The 14628-nt window shown below is 50.5% G+C and carries 14 protein-coding genes; 9 read left to right on the forward strand and 5 right to left on the reverse strand.

All coding sequences use genetic code 11. The features are described from left to right. Positions 1–36 precede the first annotated feature (36 nt). The 4 genes from FDW87_RS11060 (at position 37) to FDW87_RS11075 (ending at position 4706) form a co-directional block, all read left to right on the forward strand. Entirely contained in the window at positions 37–363 is a 327-nt protein-coding gene (locus tag FDW87_RS11060) for a YnfA family protein (protein WP_075848236.1), read from the forward strand. A 107-nt stretch (positions 364–470) separates the two neighbouring features. Then, entirely contained in the window at positions 471–1685 is a 1215-nt protein-coding gene (gene rspA / locus FDW87_RS11065; RefSeq protein ID WP_137379742.1) for a starvation-sensing protein RspA, read from the forward strand. Positions 1686–1745: 60 nt separating this feature from the next. After that, positions 1746–3080, forward strand: a complete 1335-nt coding sequence (locus tag FDW87_RS11070; RefSeq protein WP_052134158.1) for an MFS transporter — start codon at positions 1746–1748, stop codon at positions 3078–3080. Positions 3081–3239: 159 nt separating this feature from the next. Next, complete coding sequence (locus FDW87_RS11075; protein ID WP_137379743.1) at positions 3240–4706, forward strand: mannitol dehydrogenase family protein; 1467 nt, start codon at positions 3240–3242, stop codon at positions 4704–4706. A 74-nt stretch (positions 4707–4780) separates the two neighbouring features. On the opposite strand, the gene ydfZ is transcribed toward FDW87_RS11075, so the two are convergent. The 3 genes from ydfZ to ydfG form a co-directional block, all read right to left on the reverse strand. Next, positions 4781–4984: a putative selenium delivery protein YdfZ gene (gene ydfZ / locus FDW87_RS11080; protein ID WP_003032393.1), complete on the reverse strand. Its 204-nt coding sequence runs from the start codon at positions 4982–4984 to the stop codon at positions 4781–4783. A 188-nt stretch (positions 4985–5172) separates the two neighbouring features. Beyond that, the gene (locus tag FDW87_RS11085) at positions 5173–5859 is read right to left on the reverse strand and encodes a GntR family transcriptional regulator (protein ID WP_047417528.1); all 687 of its coding nucleotides are present in this window, start codon (positions 5857–5859) and stop codon (positions 5173–5175) included. 86 nt (positions 5860–5945) lie between these two features. Next, the gene (ydfG, locus tag FDW87_RS11090; protein WP_016153061.1) at positions 5946–6692 is read right to left on the reverse strand and encodes a bifunctional NADP-dependent 3-hydroxy acid dehydrogenase/3-hydroxypropionate dehydrogenase YdfG; all 747 of its coding nucleotides are present in this window, start codon (positions 6690–6692) and stop codon (positions 5946–5948) included. Between the two features lie 137 nt (positions 6693–6829). Here ydfG and dcp point away from each other — a divergent pair, with 137 nt between their 5' ends. After that, on the forward strand, positions 6830–8875 hold the full coding sequence (dcp, locus tag FDW87_RS11095) for a peptidyl-dipeptidase Dcp (protein WP_137379744.1): 2046 nt from the start codon (positions 6830–6832) through the stop codon (positions 8873–8875). A 166-nt stretch (positions 8876–9041) separates the two neighbouring features. Here the strand turns inward: dcp and FDW87_RS23290 are convergent, their stop codons facing one another. Together FDW87_RS23290 and mgtS are read right to left on the reverse strand one after the other, a co-directional pair. After that, positions 9042–9215, reverse strand: coding sequence for a YnfU family zinc-binding protein (locus FDW87_RS23290; RefSeq protein WP_213083734.1), 174 nt, complete (start codon positions 9213–9215; stop codon positions 9042–9044). Positions 9216–9614: 399 nt separating this feature from the next. After that, entirely contained in the window at positions 9615–9710 is a 96-nt protein-coding gene (mgtS, locus tag FDW87_RS11100) for a protein MgtS (protein WP_003032406.1), read from the reverse strand. Positions 9711–10196: 486 nt separating this feature from the next. Between mgtS and urtA the strand changes: the two genes are divergently transcribed. The 4 genes from urtA to FDW87_RS22325 form a co-directional block, all read left to right on the forward strand. Further along, positions 10197–11468, forward strand: coding sequence for an urea ABC transporter substrate-binding protein (urtA, locus tag FDW87_RS11105; RefSeq protein ID WP_016156478.1), 1272 nt, complete (start codon positions 10197–10199; stop codon positions 11466–11468). Between the two features lie 43 nt (positions 11469–11511). Beyond that, entirely contained in the window at positions 11512–13086 is a 1575-nt protein-coding gene (gene urtB / locus FDW87_RS11110; protein WP_137379745.1) for an urea ABC transporter permease subunit UrtB, read from the forward strand. Then, a complete protein-coding gene (urtC, locus tag FDW87_RS11115; RefSeq protein ID WP_016156480.1) occupies positions 13086–14159 on the forward strand; it encodes an urea ABC transporter permease subunit UrtC in 1074 nt (357 codons plus the stop codon). The genes urtB and urtC overlap by 1 nt, the downstream gene beginning before the upstream one ends. Beyond that, a partial coding sequence (locus FDW87_RS22325) for an ATP-binding cassette domain-containing protein (RefSeq protein ID WP_252363114.1) occupies positions 14159–14628 on the forward strand: 470 nt, incomplete at its 3' end. The genes urtC and FDW87_RS22325, both read left to right, overlap by 1 nt.

Here is a 14628-nt window from a genome sequence, read left to right on the forward strand (position 1 = left end):
TATCATGGTTAAACCGAAGGTAACTGAATAACATCAATGCTTAAGACCACATTCCTTTTTTTCATCACCGCGTTATGCGAAATCATTGGCTGCTTTTTACCCTGGCTCTGGCTTAAGCGAGGGGCTACGGCCTGGCTGCTGATACCCGCCGGGATGTCACTGGCCTTATTCGTCTGGTTACTGACGCTGCATCCGGCAGCAAGTGGGCGTGTGTACGCGGCCTATGGTGGAGTTTACGTGGTGACTGCGTTGCTTTGGCTACGCATTGTTGACGGCGTAAAACTTAGCCTGTACGACTGGTCAGGTGCGCTGGTGGCCCTGTGCGGCATGCTGATTATTGTGGTTGGATGGGGGCGCGCATAGCGCCTTTTTTGTGATCAATCAGCGCTTTTTTGATCTTCATACTTGTATGGTAGTAGCTCAGTTGGGTAAATTTCCTGCATCACAAGAACAAATGCAAGGAATAAGAGATGAAGATTGTTGGGGCTGAAGTGTTTGTCACCTGTCCGGGGCGTAATTTTGTCACGTTGAAAATTACGACAGACGATGGGATCACTGGGCTGGGAGATGCCACTTTAAACGGACGTGAGTTATCCGTAGCGTCCTATCTGAAAGATCATGTTTGTCCGCAGCTGATTGGTCGCGATGCGCACCGAATTGAGGATATCTGGCAGTTTTTCTACAAAGGTGCGTACTGGCGTCGTGGTCCGGTCACCATGTCGGCGATTTCCGCGGTGGATATGGCATTGTGGGACATCAAAGCGAAAGCGGCGAATATGCCGTTGTACCAGCTGCTCGGCGGTGCATCTCGTGAAGGCGTTATGGTTTACTGTCACACCACAGGCCATACCGTTGATGACGTACTCGAAGATTATGCGCGCCATAAAGAGATGGGCTTTAAAGCAATTCGCGTGCAGTGCGGCGTGCCGGGTATGAAAACCACTTACGGTATGTCTAAAGGCAAAGGACTGGCCTACGAACCCGCCACCAAAGGGCAGTGGCCAGAAGAGCAGTTATGGTCAACGGAGAAGTACCTCGATTTCACACCAACACTGTTTGAAGCCGTGCGCGACAAGTTTGGTTTCAACGAACATCTTTTGCACGATATGCACCACCGTCTGACGCCAATTGAAGCGGCCCGTTTCGGCAAAAGCATCGAGCAATACCGTCTGTTCTGGATGGAAGACCCAACCCCGGCTGAAAACCAGGAATGCTTCCGCCTGATCCGCCAGCATACGGTCACGCCGATTGCGGTAGGGGAAGTTTTCAACAGCATCTGGGACTGCAAACAGCTTATCGAAGAGCAATTGATCGACTATATCCGCACCACCATCACCCATGCGGGCGGTATCACTGGCATGCGTCGAATTGCCGATTTCGCGTCGCTGTATCAGGTACGTACCGGTTCGCATGGACCTTCCGATCTGTCTCCAGTATGCATGGCCGCTGCGTTGCACTTTGATCTGTGGGTGCCGAACTTCGGCGTACAGGAATATATGGGGTATTCCGAGCAAATGTTGGAAGTGTTCCCGCACAACTGGACCTTTGATAACGGCTATATGCATCCTGGAGACAAACCAGGTCTTGGGATCGAGTTTGACGAAATGCTGGCGGCGAAATATCCGTATGACCCTGCATATCTGCCTGTTGCTCGTCTGGAAGATGGCACGTTGTGGAACTGGTAAATATAAATTTTACGTACGAAAGATGTTGATTAACTCAATACCCTACAGAAGGTAAAACTTATGGTTAGTTCAGTCGATATTAAAAATAACGTAGATAATAAACCCATTATTCGCAGAGTGGCTTCAGCCTCCGCAATTGGTACTGCTGCCGAATACTATGACTTCTTTGCATATGGGACAGCAGCCGTACTCTTTTTTGGTCATTTATTTTTCCCAAGTGACGATCCGTTAATTAGTACGCTGGCTGCTTTTGCAACCTATGCCGTTGGTTTCCTGGCTAGACCATTAGGAGGAATTGTCTTTGGGCATATTGGCGATAAGGTCGGGCGCAAAAAAGCACTGGTTATTACTATATTAATCGTTGGCTTAGGGACATTCTGTATTGGGTTGTTACCTACATATGAAAAAATAGGTGTATGGGCTCCAGCTTTACTTATATTTATTCGTGTATTACAGGGCTTTGGTGTTGGAGGAGAACAAGCCGGTGCAGTATTGATGACTGCTGAATATTCTGAGCCCAAACATCGTGGATTTTTTTCGAGTTGGGTTCAAATCGGTGCCCCAGTTGGTTTTCTTCTGCCGTTAGCACTCTTTGCGTTGTTAAATGCCACACTTTCTCCAGAGGCAATGATGGATTACGGGTGGCGTATACCGTTCCTGTTAAGTCTGTTGCTGGTTATTGTTGGGTTATTTATCCGCTTAAAAATTGATGAATCACCAGTCTTTGCTCAGATTAGGGAGACAAAAGCAGAAGAATCACGTCCATTAGTTGAAGTTATCCGTGATTTTCCGGGAATTGTCGTTAAGGGAGTATGTGCGAAGCTGATTGAGGCCTGCACATTTGCAATGTTTACAGTGATTGTCCTTGCATACGGTAAGGCAAACAATCTCGATCCAAATATCTTGATGGAGACAATGATTGTTGCGGTGATTATAGAAATAATTGCAATACCGATGATGGGCTCGCTATGCGACAAAATTGGGCGTAAACCAGTTTATATTATCGGCGCATTGCTCCAGGTTGTTATGATTATTCCTTTCTTCCTTGCAATCAATCAGGATAGCTTTTGGCTTACGCAAATAGTAATGATCCTGGTACTGAGCGTTGGGCATAGTATGTGTTATGCACCTCAGGCATCTTATTTCCCAGAGCTTTTCCCGACTCATATTCGTTGTAGCGGAATAGCATTAATTTGGCAGTTGGGATCGCTAATTGGTAGTGGGATTCTTGGTTTAGTAGCAGTAAAAATTCTGCAAGTAACTGGTGGACATTATTATGGACTCGCAACCTATGTGATTGTACTTGGCGTCATCTCAGTTATTGGTTTGCTGATGATGCCGGAAACTGCACCGCAAAGGCTTAAACGTGAATACCAGCAGTGGCAGAAACATTAATATCCTTTGGCGGCAATATGCCGCCAAATTTACCTTTTATGGTACACAGCTTTAAGTGATGTCATACCAATCATTAAAAGCTTAATGCAAATCAAAACATACAACCATACAGGCGTTACTCTGAATCAATCCTGATTTCATTGATAAGTAGGTCATACCATGCAAAACAAGCTCTTAACGGCAAAGGCTGCACTTCCCGACTACGATCGTACAAAATTGGTCCCGCGTATTGTTCATCTGGGGTTTGGCGCATTTCACCGCGCACATCAGGGGGTTTACGCTGACATTCTCGCTGCGGATCACGGCAGTGACTGGGGCTATTGCGAAGTGAACCTGATTGGCGGCGAGCAGCAGATTGCCGATCTGAAACAGCAAGATAACCTGTATACCGTTGCAGAAATGTCTGCGGATGCATGGACTGCAAGAGTCGTGGGCGTGGTGAAAAATGCGCTGCATGCGCAGGTTGATGGTCTGGAAAGCGTACTGGCTGCGATGAGTGAACCGCAGGTTGCGATTGTTTCCCTGACCATTACCGAGAAAGGGTATTGCCATTCTCCGGCGACCGGTCAATTGATGTTAGACAACCCGATGATTGCCGCCGATCTACAAAACCCAAAACAGCCAAAAACTGCGCCAGGCGTTGTGGTTGAGGCGCTTGCACGACGCAAAGCTGCGGGGTTACCCGCTTTTACCGTGATGTCCTGCGACAACATGCCGGAAAACGGTCATGTAATGCGCAATGTTGTCACCGCGTATGCCCGGGCGGTGGATGCGGAACTGGCTGCGTGGATCGAACAACATGTCACATTCCCGTCGACAATGGTTGACCGCATTGTCCCTGCAGTTACCCAGGATACGCTGGACAAAATTGAACACATTACCGGCGTACGCGACCCGGCAGGCGTGGCATGTGAACCGTTCCGTCAGTGGGTTATAGAAGATAACTTTGTCGCTGGCCGCCCTGAATGGGAGAAGGCGGGAGCGGAGCTGGTTGCTGATGTCATTCCGTTTGAAGAGATGAAACTGCGTATGCTCAACGGCAGCCACTCTTTCCTTGCTTATCTGGGGTATCTGGCGGGATATCAGCACATTAACGATTGCATGGGCGATGAAAACTATCGCCTCGCCGCGCGTGCGCTGATGTTGCAGGAACAAGCGCCCACGTTAAAAGTGAAAGGTGTGGATCTTCCGCACTATGCCGATCTGTTAATTGAGCGTTACAGCAACCCGGCACTGCGCCATCGCACCTGGCAGATCGCGATGGACGGCAGTCAAAAACTGCCGCAGCGTATGCTGGACTCCATTCGCTGGCACATTGTGCACGGTAGCCACTTTGAACTGCTGGCGCTGGGCGTGGCTGGCTGGATGCGTTACGTCGGCGGTGTGGATGATCAGGGCCAGTCGATTGAAATCAGCGATCCGCTGTTACCGGTGATCCAGAAAGCGGTGCATAGCAGTAACGAGGGCGAAGATCGTGTCCAGGCGCTGCTGGCGATCGATGCTATTTTTGGTCGTGAACTGCCGCAGGTAGAATTGTTCAAGAACCAGGTCACACAAGCCTATCTTGCTTTACTGGCTGAAGGGGCGAAAGCAACCGTTGCGAAGTATGCTGCAAAACTGAAGTAACGAGAACATCATTTAAGTCGCCATCTGGCTATAAACGGGCCAGATGGCGCATTGTTTTCTGGCATTCACACCAATTAGTTCATGCCCAAACGAATCAGTTCGAGGGGAGCATATTTACCTTCACACCCTTCGATTTCCACTGTTTTCCCGCGGCGAATTTGCTCAGCGGTCAGGCCATCGGTATCTATCGCTGTAATGCGGCCTGTAAGTCCGGTGTCGCTAATCATGACGCGGCTGCCAGTGGTGATTGCGTTACGGTTACGATCGTATGTTTTCATGGTGTTTTCTCCTTTCCAACTTACCGTCAAAGCCCGTGGGCTCTAGTCCCACGTAACGGGCGCAATATAAATACGCTTCTCGTTAATGATTTTTTTTGTTTTCGATCAAAATCACAGCTTTTTTTATGCAGATGTGCGGGAGAGGGGAAGGCAGGAGAAACTCACCTCGGTGTGAGGTGAGCGTAATATTAATCTTCGCTGAACCAGTCGCTATTTTCCTGACGGATTAGCTGAACGGACTCACCAATTTCCTGGAGATGCAGCATCATTGCGCGCTCAACGGCATCGCCATCATGTTTCTCAAGTGCGGTAAAAATATCGTGATGCTGACGCAGCAGCATTTCAGGCGGAGAGATATGATCCAGGCTCATATAACGAACGCGGTCAATCGTGGCCTTAATATTCTCAACGGTGTCCCAGGCGAGCTGGCACTCGGCGATTAAAGCCAGTTTCTGATGAAATTCGTCATCAAGCAGGAAGAAATCATTGATTTGTTTTCGATCAATCGCAATGCGCTGCTGATGCAGATTTTGTTCGAGCTGATAGCACTGTTTATCGGTGATCAGTGATGCGGCGCGGCGGACCACGGCACATTCAATTGCCTGGCGAACAAAACAGCCGTTCTGCACCTGCGACAGCGAAATTTTGTTTACGTAGCTGCCACGCTGCGGGCGGATCTGAATCAGACCGTTCTCTGCCAGTTTGATGAATGCTTCTCGTACCGGCTGGCGTGACACATTAAAGCGTACGGAAACCTCTTTCTCCGACAGCGGCGTACCGGGTGCAATCAGACAGTGCACGATATCTCGACGAAGAATACGGTAAATCTGTTGATTTACCGGTTGTGTAGGGTTGAGCTGCGTTTCTACGGTCATTCATTCTTACTTTTTAGAGAGTTAACCCGGAGATCTTATCACTTATTTCAGGCTATCTATACCCGGCGCAAGGCCGGGCAGAGAAATTAGCTCCGATGAATACTCAGTCCGGCAAAAGACTGTGTGACAGGCATCATTTCAAGGGTGTTAATGTTGACATGAGCGGGTAAAGACGCCACCCACCATACCGCTTCTGTAACATCTTGCGGGGTCAGCGCAGTGGTATTTTCGTAGGCTTTTTCAGCTTTAGCATCATCGCCTTTGAAACGTACGTTAGAGAATTCCGTACCGCCAACCAGACCCGGTTCAATGTCGGTAACGCGAATCGCAGTGCCGTGTAAGTCAGTACGTAAATTCAGGCTAAACTGGCGAACAAACGCTTTGGTCGCACCGTAGACGTTCCCGCCAGCGTATGGCCAACTTCCCGCGGTGGAACCGATATTGATAATATGACCGCGGTTGCGCTCAACCATGCCTGGCAGAACGGCACGGGTCATATAAACCAGGCCTTTGTTGTTGGTGTCGATCATATTTTCCCAGTCTTCAACGCTGGCCTTGTGGGCTGGCTCAAGGCCCAGCGCCAGACCCGCGTTGTTGACCAGAACATCAATATCGCGCCATTCAGCAGGTAAGGCGTTCAGCATCTCTTCAATTGATGCACGATTACGCACGTCCAGTTGCGCGGTATAGAGGCGGTCACCCAGCTCATCTTTGAGTTCCTGCAGACGCTCCTGGCGGCGTCCGGTGGCAATAACTTTATGCCCATTCTCAATAAAACGACGCGTAATGCACTCACCAAAACCTGCGGTTGCTCCGGTTACTAAAACGATCATCTCACTGTTCCTCAACGCTTTTTATGTAGTACTACCATAGCACGTCATTTCCGTTCAGAGCTATTCCTGCTTAACGCGATTGCGGTCGATTCCCGGGAAGTCTACTCTGGTAAACAAATCGTTTTCAGGAGTGAAAGATGTCGTTAACGAATCCATTTTTACACCACAGCACATTGCCGTATCAGGCGCCGCAGTTTGATCAGATCGACGTGCAGCATTATCGTCCAGCGTTTGATGAAGGCGTGCGGCAAAAACGCGCCGAGATCGACGCTATTGTGCAAAACTCACAGGTTCCTGATTTTGCTAATACGTTGCTGGCGCTTGAACAAAGCGGGGGGCTGCTCACGCGTGTGACCAGCGTTTTCTTCGCGATGACGGCGGCGCACACCAACGATGAACTACAGCGCCTTGACGAAGAGTTTTCCGCAGAGCTGGCGAACCTTGCCAATGATATTTATCTCAATGGCGCGCTTTTCGCCCGTGTCGAAGCTGTCTGGCAACGGCGTGGTACGCTAAGTCTGGATAGCGAATCAATACGTCTGCTGGATGTTGTGTATCAGCGTTTTGTACTGGCCGGCGCCCGTCTGAACGAGACCGATAAAGCCAAACTTAAAGCGCTCAATACGGAGTCAGCCACGCTGACCAGCCAGTTCAATCAACGGTTGCTGGCAGCCAACACGTCAGGTGCTATGGTGGTGGATGATATCCGGCATCTGGAGGGGCTGAGCACAGAAGAAATTGCCGTTGCTGCCGAAGCTGCAAGGGCGAAAGGGTTTGAAGCGCGTTGGGTTATCCCGCTATTAAACACAACACAGCAACCGGCGCTTGCGGTTTTACGCGATCGTCAGACCCGCGAAAAACTGTTCACCCGCGCATGGATGCGGGCTGAAAATGATGATGGCAACGACACGCGGGCTATTATTCAGCGACTGGTAGCAATCCGGATGCAGCAGGCGCAACTGCTTGGTTTTGCCAATTACGCAGCCTGGAAAATTGCCGACCAGATGGCAAAAACGCCGGAAGCGGCACTGACATTTATGCGATCTATTGTTCCAGCCGCGCGGGCGCGGGCGTTGGATGAGCAGGCTGAAATCCAGAACGTTATCTTTCAAGAACACGAGTCGTTTAGCGCCGAGGCCTGGGACTGGTCGTTTTATGCCGAGCAGGTCCGTCGTGAGAAATATGACCTGGATGAGGCACAGCTCAAACCTTACTTTGCCCTGGATTCGGTGCTGAACGAGGGCGTTTTCTGGACGGCCAATCAACTCTTTGGCATCAAATTCGTTGAACGATTCGACATTCCGGTTTATCACCCGGATGGTCGGGTATGGGAAATATTCGATCATGATGGCGTAGGGTTGGCGCTATTTTACGGTGATTTCTTTGCCCGGGAATCAAAAAGCGGCGGAGCCTGGATGGGCAATTTTGTTGAGCAATCGCTGCTTAACGAAACCAGACCGGTTATTTACAACGTCTGTAATTATCAAAAACCTGCGCAGGATCAGCCTGCATTGCTGCTGTGGGATGATGTTATTACGCTATTTCATGAATTTGGCCATACATTGCACGGTCTGTTCGCCACTCAGCGTTATGCCACGCTTTCTGGGACCAACACTCCGCGTGATTTTGTCGAGTTTCCTTCACAGATCAACGAACACTGGGCGAGCCATCCTCAAGTCTTTGCCCGTTTTGCCCGACATGTTGATACCGGGGAGCAAATGCCGCAGGCATTGCGGGATAAAATGCAGCGGGCCAGTCTGTTTAACAAAGGTTACGACATGACCGAACTGCTCAGCGCTGCATTGCTGGATATGCGCTGGCACTCTCTGGAGTTGAGCGAGTCATCTCATCCGGTCGATCAATTTGAACAGCAGGCGCTGGCGGCGGAAGGTTTGGATCTCAAGGCCGTGCCGCCGCGTTATCGCAGCAGTTATTTTGCCCATATCTTCGGTGGCGGTTATGCCGCAGGTTATTATGCCTATCTGTGGACGCAAATGCTGGCCGATGACGGCTATCAGTGGTTCGTAGAGCAGGGCGGATTAACCCGTGAAAACGGACAGAAATTCCGCGAAGCAATTTTGTCCCGCGGAAACAGCACTGATTTAACTGAACTTTATCGCCAGTGGAGCGGGCGTGATCCGCGCATGGAACCCATGCTGGAACATCGTGGTTTGAGCGCTTAAGACAGGTCAGCCAGAAAATTGAACCGGGCGTGCTGCCCGGTTGTTAGCTGGATTTTTTCTTTAGCAAAATGAATCGTTGTTGGGTATTGATGCCTTGCATCTCATAGAGACGCTCGGGTAGGGAGTGCTGCTGGTGAAAGGTCGGCATTGTTTTCCTGTTCTTACGTTACTTGACTGGTTTGCTTTGGGAAGGAAGGTAGGTATTGCCGCAGTTGGGGCAGACTAACGTTATGTTGTTTTTTATTCTCGACAGGCTGTGCATTGACTGGCGGCAGCAGTGAGGACAGGTACTTTTCACTGGTCGTAAAGTACGCATCTTAATATCTTTGAGTATCGACATATTGATTGTCCTTGTGATGGGGTGCTTACCATACACTATGAAGCAATAAATAGCTCATTTTATAACCATTGCGATGACATGGATTACTGTACGGTTTGCAAGAATCTCATTAGCGGCCAACATGACTTATAGAAGGTAGTTACGTTTCGTTTAACGTTCATTGGGGTTGTCGATGATAGATTAGCCAACTATCCGTTATCTTCGCAGGGAATTGCCAGGTAGCGTATAAAAGCAAAACACAAATCTATCCATGCAAGCATTTACCGCTGGTTTATCCGGCGGTTTTTTTTATCTGTACATCAGGGAAAAGGTGCCGGGAGGGGGAATTCAGGTAAAAAAATGGCCCCTTGTGCAGCTACGCAGCAAGGGGCCGGGTCGGTTCAGGACTATCTCCGTTCATCAATCATCCCATCTGTGGCTAAAATACGCGGCCAGGAAACCGGAAAATAAAATAATTCCCAGAACAGCCATAAAAATATTCATATTACCCAGCATAGTAAATGCTCCTTTATTTGTGAGTTTCCTCTCTTACCTTAAGTTCACCTCGCTTATGACTATAGTAGCAATTCAATCTTAAACAAAGGCTGAACTGTGTGATTATTTCGGCGGAAAAGTAAAATTTTGACGTGATTACGTCGGGAAAAATAAATAATAGTGACAAAGCTCGGTTATCTGCGAACAAATAACCATGTTTTTATACCGGGGCGCGCCGTTATGACCGTGTGTGACAGACACAGATTGTTGCACGTTTATAATGCAGAGTTGTCTCATTGTGGTTCAATCTTTCACGCGATTAATCCTTCTGGCGGCAAAAATTAATACTGATTTTTGTGCCTAAAATTCTAATTCATTGATTTTATATGATGTTTTAATATCTGGCATCGTTTTTGCCTTATCACTTCTGAATACCCTTAATTTGCACCGTTTTGTCTGCCCGGCTGCACCGGAGCTTTCAACAAGACTAATTTCAGGAGTGAAACTATGCAGCGTCGTACATTTTTAAAAGCTTTTGCGCTTTCCGCCTCTGTTGTCGCAATGGGAATGAGTTTTAGTGTTCAGGCGGCCGACACTATTAAGGTTGGCATCATGCATTCGTTATCCGGCACCATGGCTATTTCCGAAACGCCGCTGAAAGATGTGGCGTTGATGACTATTAATGAAATCAATGCGCAGGGCGGTGTGTTGGGCAAAAAGCTGGAACCGGTGGTGGTTGACCCGGCTTCGAACTGGCCGTTATTTGCTGAAAAAGCACGTCAGTTACTGAGCCAGGACAAGGTAGCGGCGGTTTTCGGTTGCTGGACATCGGTTTCGCGTAAATCGGTTTTACCGGTATTTGAAGAATTGAACGGTCTGCTGTTTTACCCGGTGCAATATGAAGGTGAGGAGATGTCGCCTAACGTCTTCTATACCGGCGCTGCGCCTAATCAGCAGGCGATCCCGGCGGTTGAGTATCTGATGAGTGAGGACGGCGGCAGCGCTAAGCGCTTCTACCTGCTGGGTACGGACTATGTCTATCCGCGTACGACTAACAAAATTTTACGCGCCTTTTTGCATTCGAAAGGCGTGGCCGATAAAGACATCGAAGAAGTGTATACCCCATTCGGACACAGCGATTACCAGACCATTGTTGCCAGTATTAAAAAATTCGCCGCAGGGGGAAAAACGGCGGTGGTATCGACCATCAACGGGGATTCTAACGTTCCATTCTATAAAGAGTTAGCGAACCAGGGCCTGAAAGCCACGGATGTTCCGGTGGTGGCATTCTCTGTGGGTGAGGAGGAGTTGCGCGGTATCGATACTAAACCGCTGGTGGGCAACCTGGCTGCGTGGAACTACTTTGAGTCCGTAGATAATGCGGCCAACAAGAAGTTCGTCGCGGATTACCGGGCGTATGCCAAAGCACATAAGCTGCCGAATGCTGATTCGGTGGTGACCAACGACCCTATGGAAGCCACTTATGTTGGCCTGCATATGTGGGCGCAGGCAGTAGAAAAAGCCGGAACTACCGACGTGGATAAAGTCCGGGCGGCTATGGCAGGACAATCATTCGCGGCACCATCAGGATTTACCCTGACCATGGATGCGACCAACCATCACCTGCATAAACCCGTCATGATTGGCGAGATTGAAGGCAACGGCCAGTTTAACGTGGTGTGGCAAACCGAAGCGCCGGTTCGCGCCCAGCCGTGGAGTCCGTATATCGCCGGTAATGATAAAAAATCTGAACAGCCCGTTAAAACCGCCAGCAACTGATCTTACGCCCTCCTGCGGGAGGGCAACGCTTTGGAGAATGCTCATGAAAGCCATGCGCTTTATTCGTGGTGTGTTGTTGCTGACGTGGCTTTTGCCGTGGATAGCGCAGGCCGCAGATGCCGATACCTTTACCGCCGCCAACCGGACTCAGCAGGCCGCCTTGCTAGAACAATGGTCGGTAAAACCCGATGTTCAACGCTTGCCGGTGCTCAAAGCGCTGAGTGATGAGAACCTGCTGACAGATAACGCGAAAAACGCGTTCATTATGAACGGCTCGCACGTACAACCGCTAGGAATGGCGGCAGGTCCGAACGGCGAGCTAAAAAAAATCCGCCTGACTAACCGCCTGCGTAATCTGGTTGCCGGAACCTTGGCCGTCCACCAGCTCTTAAGTGACAGTGTCACGCAAAGGGGCGGGGCAGCGCGTACATTACAGCGTGAGGCCCAGCCGGGGATGCTGCCGTTTTTGCAGCAACGACTGGCCCAGGAGCCCGATGCTGGCGTGAAATCTTTACTGGCTATTGCACTGGCAAACCTGCAACTGACCAGTACTTCGCCTGAGATCAGACGTCAGGCAATCGAACTGCTAGGGGCGTCGAACGATCCTGAAACCCAGGCGCGCCTGCAGCCATTCACCCATGCTGAACATGAACCTGATGCCCGCGTTCGTGCTGCCGCTGACGAAAGCCTGAATGCCATCGCGCATCGCATGAAGGTTGGCGATCTTCTTGGACAGGCATTTATGGGATTGTCGCTGGGCTCCATTTTGCTGCTGGCGGCATTGGGTCTGGCGATAACCTACGGCTTACTTGGCGTCATTAATATGGCGCATGGTGAGATGTTAATGCTCGGCGCTTACGGTACCTGGATGGTGCAACAACTGATGGGCCAGTTTTTCCCGCAATGGTTGGCCTGGTATCCGGTTATTGCGCTTCCGGTCGCCTTTTTGCTTACCGCTGGGGTTGGAATGCTACTCGAGCGCGGAGTGATCCGCCATTTATACGGGCGTCCGCTCGAAACCCTGCTGGCAACGTGGGGGATCAGTCTGATGCTTATCCAGTTGGTGCGTATGTCCTTCGGCGCGCAAAACCTTGAAGTCGCAAATCCGGAATGGCTTTCCGGGGGCATTCAGGTTTATGCCAATCTGATTTTGCCGTGGAACCGAATTGTGGTGCTTGGCTTTGCCATTCTGGTGCTGTTCTTCACCTGGCTGTTGTTGAATAAAACCCGTCTCGGACTGCGCGTACGTGCGGTGACGCAAAATCGCAATATGGCGGCCTGCTGCGGCGTACCTACCGGACGAGTGGATATGCTGGCCTTTGGTCTTGGTTCAGGGATTGCCGGACTGGGGGGCGTAGCGCTCTCGCAGTTAGGCAACGTAGGACCTGAGCTAGGGCAAAGCTACATTATCGATTCGTTTCTGGTGGTGGTGCTGGGCGGCGTGGGACAACTCGCGGGGAGTGTAGCCGCTGCGTTTGGGCTTGGGATCTTCAACAAAATTCTTGAGCCACAGGTGGGAGCGGTTCTCGGTAAGATTATGATTCTGTTGCTGATTATTTTGTTTATTCAGAAACGTCCTCAGGGGCTGTTCGCGTTGAAAGGGAGGGTTATTGACTGATGACGATGCCAATGACATTAACGCTGGCGCGTAAAGCGCCGCGCGCGACACGCATCCTGGGGCTGGGTTTACTGCTGACGCTGATTATTCTGCCGTTTCTGGCGCTGTTACCTGCGGATCATCCGCTGGCCATATCGGTGTGGACATTGACTCTGGCCGGGAAAATTCTCTGCTATGCCATTGTGGCGGTGGCACTGGATCTGGTGTGGGGCTATGCGGGAATGCTCTCGCTGGGCCACGGTATTTTCTTTGCGCTGGGGGGATATGCGATGGGAATGTATCTGATGCGCCAGGCTTCCGGCGAAGGATTACCGGCCTTTATGTCGTTTCTGTCGTGGACCGAGCTGCCCTGGTTTTGGTGGGGAACGCAACATTTTATCTGGGCGATGTTACTGGTTGTGCTGGTGCCGGGCCTGCTGGCGCTGGTATTTGGCTGGTTTGCCTTCCGTTCAAAAATCAAAGGGGTCTATTTCTCCATCATGACTCAGGCCCTGACTTTCGCCGGGATGTTGCTGTTTTTCCGCAACGAAACCGGCTTTGGGGGAAATAACGGTTTTACCGGTTTTACCACCATTCTGGGATTTCCGGTGACCGCGACCTCAACCCGTATCGCGCTGTTTCTGGCGACGGTCATGCTGCTGGTGCTGGCAATATGGCTGGGACTGGCGCTGGCCCGCAGTAAGTTTGGTCGAATTCTCACTGCCGTGCGCGACGCCGAGAACCGTCTGATGTTCTGTGGTTACGATCCGAAAGGTTTCAAGCTGCTGGTGTGGACGCTTTCCGCCGTGCTGTGTGGCCTGGCGGGGGCGTTGTATGTCCCGCAGGTGGGAATCATTAACCCCAGCGAAATGTCGCCGACCAACTCGATAGAAGCGGCGATTTGGGTTGCCCTCGGCGGGCGTGGAACCCTGATTGGCCCGGTATTTGGCGCCGTACTGGTGAACGGCGCTAAAAGCCTGTTTACCGTCATTATGCCGGAATACTGGCAGCTGTTTCTTGGCCTGATCTTTATTGGCGTTACGCTTTTTTTGCCTCGTGGCGTGATGGGTCTGTTTCGCAAGGGAGACAAATAATGCAGCCAGATGAAGGGCTTTTTACTCGCCAGATGCCAGGCGATCGGTTTCGCAACCAAACGGACCCGGTGCTCCAGTTGGAAAAAATTAACGTTAACTTCGATGGCTTCCAGGCGTTAACGGATCTCACGCTCAATATTGGCGTTGGGGAGCTGCGTTGTATCATTGGTCCCAACGGTGCCGGAAAAACGACGCTAATGGATGTTATTACCGGCAAAACCAGGCCGCAAAGTGGTCGGGCGATATACGATCAGTCGACCGATTTAACAACGCTGGATCCCATCGCTATTGCACGTCAGGGAATTGGGCGGAAGTTTCAGAAACCCACGGTGTTTGAAGCGTTAACGGTAGAGGAGAATCTGGAGCTGGCGCTGAAAAGCGATAAATCTGTCTGGGGTTCTTTACGGGCGCGCCTCACAGGCGAACAACGGGATCGTATAGATGAAATACTGGCGCTGTTGCGGCTGGG

It is taken from the genome of Citrobacter sp. wls826, assembly GCF_005281245.1.
Taxonomy (GTDB): domain Bacteria; phylum Pseudomonadota; class Gammaproteobacteria; order Enterobacterales; family Enterobacteriaceae; genus Citrobacter; species Citrobacter braakii.

What these genes read in the sequence shown, in the direction of transcription:
- FDW87_RS11060 (WP_075848236.1), top strand. Translation starts at nt 37, where the DNA reads ATGCTTAAGACCACATTCCTTTTTTTCATCACCGCGTTATGCGAAATC.
- rspA (WP_137379742.1), top strand. Translation starts at nt 471, where the DNA reads ATGAAGATTGTTGGGGCTGAAGTGTTTGTCACCTGTCCGGGGCGTAAT.
- FDW87_RS11070 (WP_052134158.1), top strand. Translation starts at nt 1,746, where the DNA reads ATGGTTAGTTCAGTCGATATTAAAAATAACGTAGATAATAAACCCATT.
- FDW87_RS11075 (WP_137379743.1), top strand. Translation starts at nt 3,240, where the DNA reads ATGCAAAACAAGCTCTTAACGGCAAAGGCTGCACTTCCCGACTACGAT.
- ydfZ (WP_003032393.1), bottom strand. Translation starts at nt 4,984, where the DNA reads ATGAAAACATACGATCGTAACCGTAACGCAATCACCACTGGCAGCCGC.
- FDW87_RS11085 (WP_047417528.1), bottom strand. Translation starts at nt 5,859, where the DNA reads ATGACCGTAGAAACGCAGCTCAACCCTACACAACCGGTAAATCAACAG.
- ydfG (WP_016153061.1), bottom strand. Translation starts at nt 6,692, where the DNA reads ATGATCGTTTTAGTAACCGGAGCAACCGCAGGTTTTGGTGAGTGCATT.
- dcp (WP_137379744.1), top strand. Translation starts at nt 6,830, where the DNA reads ATGTCGTTAACGAATCCATTTTTACACCACAGCACATTGCCGTATCAG.
- FDW87_RS23290 (WP_213083734.1), bottom strand. Translation starts at nt 9,215, where the DNA reads ATGTCGATACTCAAAGATATTAAGATGCGTACTTTACGACCAGTGAAA.
- mgtS (WP_003032406.1), bottom strand. Translation starts at nt 9,710, where the DNA reads ATGCTGGGTAATATGAATATTTTTATGGCTGTTCTGGGAATTATTTTA.
- urtA (WP_016156478.1), top strand. Translation starts at nt 10,197, where the DNA reads ATGCAGCGTCGTACATTTTTAAAAGCTTTTGCGCTTTCCGCCTCTGTT.
- urtB (WP_137379745.1), top strand. Translation starts at nt 11,512, where the DNA reads ATGAAAGCCATGCGCTTTATTCGTGGTGTGTTGTTGCTGACGTGGCTT.
- urtC (WP_016156480.1), top strand. Translation starts at nt 13,086, where the DNA reads ATGACGATGCCAATGACATTAACGCTGGCGCGTAAAGCGCCGCGCGCG.